Source organism: Aporhodopirellula aestuarii (genome assembly GCF_023701485.1).
GTDB classification, from domain to species: Bacteria; Planctomycetota; Planctomycetia; order Pirellulales; family Pirellulaceae; genus Rhodopirellula; species Rhodopirellula aestuarii.
Map to the genome: position 1 here is coordinate 1 of NZ_JAMQBK010000121.1, position 2,560 is coordinate 2,560.

A 2,560-nucleotide genomic window follows, 5' to 3' on the forward strand; every position below is an offset into this window, starting at 1 on the left:
CAACAAACGGGACATACCCGAAGAATGAGCACCCAAATCGCATGATGAACGTTTTCTACATTTCTGGAACCATCTTTTTTTGTGTCTCCATCGGAATGCTGATGGGGATCTACAGCGCATTGCGACAGATCGAAACGCACCTTTCTGTGATCGCAGGCACAAACAACGGACCCTCGTCGGAATCGTCAGACGCAGACGGATAACCATGTCATTCACCAAAGTCAGACTTGCGGTGATTTTGCCAATAGAAAGTCGTCACTTCCGACTCGGTGATGACCGACGTTATCCAACTTCCGCAAAAGGTACCGCTTGCATGCGAACACCTAATCGTCAATTTGGCCCCCTGACATACGGGACCATTCTTGGATCGTGCGTCGGAATCATCCTCTTTCTTTTCGGTTTTTTCGCGATTCAGAGCGGCGACGTACAAAGGAGTTACGATTCACTCCTTGTGATTGCTTTAGGCGGCGCAACGGCGGGTTTTGCACTTGGTTTTTTTGCTGACCTAATTTTGCGACATCCAGTATTGGCAACCAAGCCTTGGATTAAGCACTTGGTTCGTCCGCTTGCCTTCATGACGATGCCGTATTTGCTGGCCGCTTTATCGCTGAAATACTACGGAGACGATACCCTGATGAGCGGATTCGGCTTCTGGCTGTGTGTCATCATTTTTCCTGTAATTGGAATCGTTGTTGCGGGGCGTGCGTTACACGAACGTGAAAATGTCTAATAACAAAAAGTTGCACACAGAACCCCGGAAGAATTCACTGCAATTTTCGGTGGGGACCCTCCTTGAGGTTCTGACAACGGTGGCAATTCTACTTGGCGTCGCAAGTATCGTTCCAACTTATCCCAACCCGCATCACACGTCCGTCGGAATGTGGGTAAATCCGTTTGCGGCATGTGTCGCGATCTATTTCTGGCGATTCAGAATTTCTCAAACGCCTTCACGTCGGATGCGTATCTCAATGTTCACGATACTCGTTGCAGTGACCTTGCCCTTTATTTACTGGAATGGCGCACTGATCGCGGATTGGGCACGTATTCCCCTGTCGAAATGGCTGGGTGATCCACTCTGGGTATACGCTGTACCCACGGTTTCGTTTTTTGCCCTCGATCTCCGAAATCACCCTCGTAATCGACGTGCCTTCGTCGTCGCTTCATGTTTTGAACTGTTGTTGGCAATTCCCGCTTGGACGGTCATCTGCCTGCTTTGGCAGGGCTACTTCAACTGGTTTCAAATGGGTTAGGCATTGATTCCTCACCAAGAACGCTGGATAATTAGGCGATGAACCGAAGCGGCGAAGTCACGCGGTTTTTGATGACGGAGCCTTTTGTCGCCGCTCGTTTATCGCAGACGTTATCCGAATCAATTTTCTATAACAAACGAGGGCAACAATGATACGCCTGGCAACGTATTGCAGGTCCAAGTGGCCTGTGATCATTTCATTTCTTGTCGGGTGCGTCCTTTCTCTGGTTGCTTTCTGCCTCTTTTGCAATTCACCGGCAACACCTGACGTTCTATTGACCGATGTGCACGATTCCGAACTTGGCGACAAGTTGGTCGGGCGATGGAACATTGTCCGCATTGACACGCCTGGCGTAGACAACGCTTGGGCCTCATTCGATGCATCAGGAAAATTCATTGATGATGCCAGTGACACTTTTGGCACACAATGGTTTTGCACTGACGGATTGCTCTATATCGTTACTCGTGCCAATGACGTACCTGACAAGAAGTCACATATCACCCCGCTGGTTCCTGTTTTTGATGACACTGGGAACACCGTGACTCTTTCCCCACCGGGCGATGAGCCGAGGCTAACAATGACAAGGAGTTCCTTGCCTAGCTGAGACTGCGGATAACCATCGCATCCACACGGAAGCCCGTTGGTTCGTCGTCACGAATAAATGTTCAATTCCCGGGCCCCGGTGATGCGGGCCGTTATCTGATGACGGAGACTTCAAATGAGAACGATGATTCTGAGCGTCTGCATCTCTTTCGTCGCCATCACTGCTACAGTGAGTCACGCTGATGATCCAGCGACTAAGCTCAACGGCACATGGCAGTATGTTGTCGCAATCGAGGCCGATGGTATCACCACATACGATCAGTCGTCAGCGATGCAACTTGTCATCCTGGACAACACCTGGGCGCTTTTCAAGAGCGGAATGCTGGTTCAAGGCACGGTCGAGAACGTTGAATACGAACAACAGGCAAACCCGAAATCGTTCGTTCGTCGCAAAGGGAAGGCGCCGCATGCAGTCGGTTCCGGAATCCTGAAGATAACTCGTGAACATTTGATGTATACGATCACACCATTGGACGCGACCGGATTCGGCTCAACGTCTGGGGCGGTTGGTAACTACGAATCCGATCCGGACGGCGGTGGGGCAAATGCGACCGATCCGCTCGGTGACACGAATGTCGGTGTTGGCCGTCCTTCCCAGCATCCGCCAAAATCCTTCTCACCGGAAGGAACATCCAACACGCAATACATTCTTCGACGAATCAACGACTCAACATCCCTGATGAACCAGATAACCAGTAAGGCTTTGA

The 2,560-nt window shown here is 50.5% G+C and carries 4 protein-coding genes; all 4 read left to right on the forward strand.

Annotation, left to right across the window (positions count from 1 at the left end):
• Positions 1 to 203: hypothetical protein (locus tag NB063_RS30820; protein ID WP_250933460.1), on the forward strand; the 203-nt coding region annotated here is incomplete at its 5' end.
• Positions 204 to 205: 2 nt separating this feature from the next.
• Entirely contained in the window at positions 206 to 730 is a 525-nt protein-coding gene (locus NB063_RS30825) for a DUF1129 domain-containing protein (protein ID WP_250933462.1), read from the forward strand.
• A complete protein-coding gene (locus NB063_RS30830) occupies positions 723 to 1,250 on the forward strand; it encodes a hypothetical protein (RefSeq protein ID WP_250933464.1) in 528 nt (175 codons plus the stop codon). The genes NB063_RS30825 and NB063_RS30830 overlap by 8 nt, the downstream gene beginning before the upstream one ends.
• Positions 1,251 to 1,968: 718 nt before the next feature.
• Positions 1,969 to 2,560: hypothetical protein (locus NB063_RS30835; protein ID WP_250933466.1), on the forward strand; the 592-nt coding region annotated here is incomplete at its 3' end.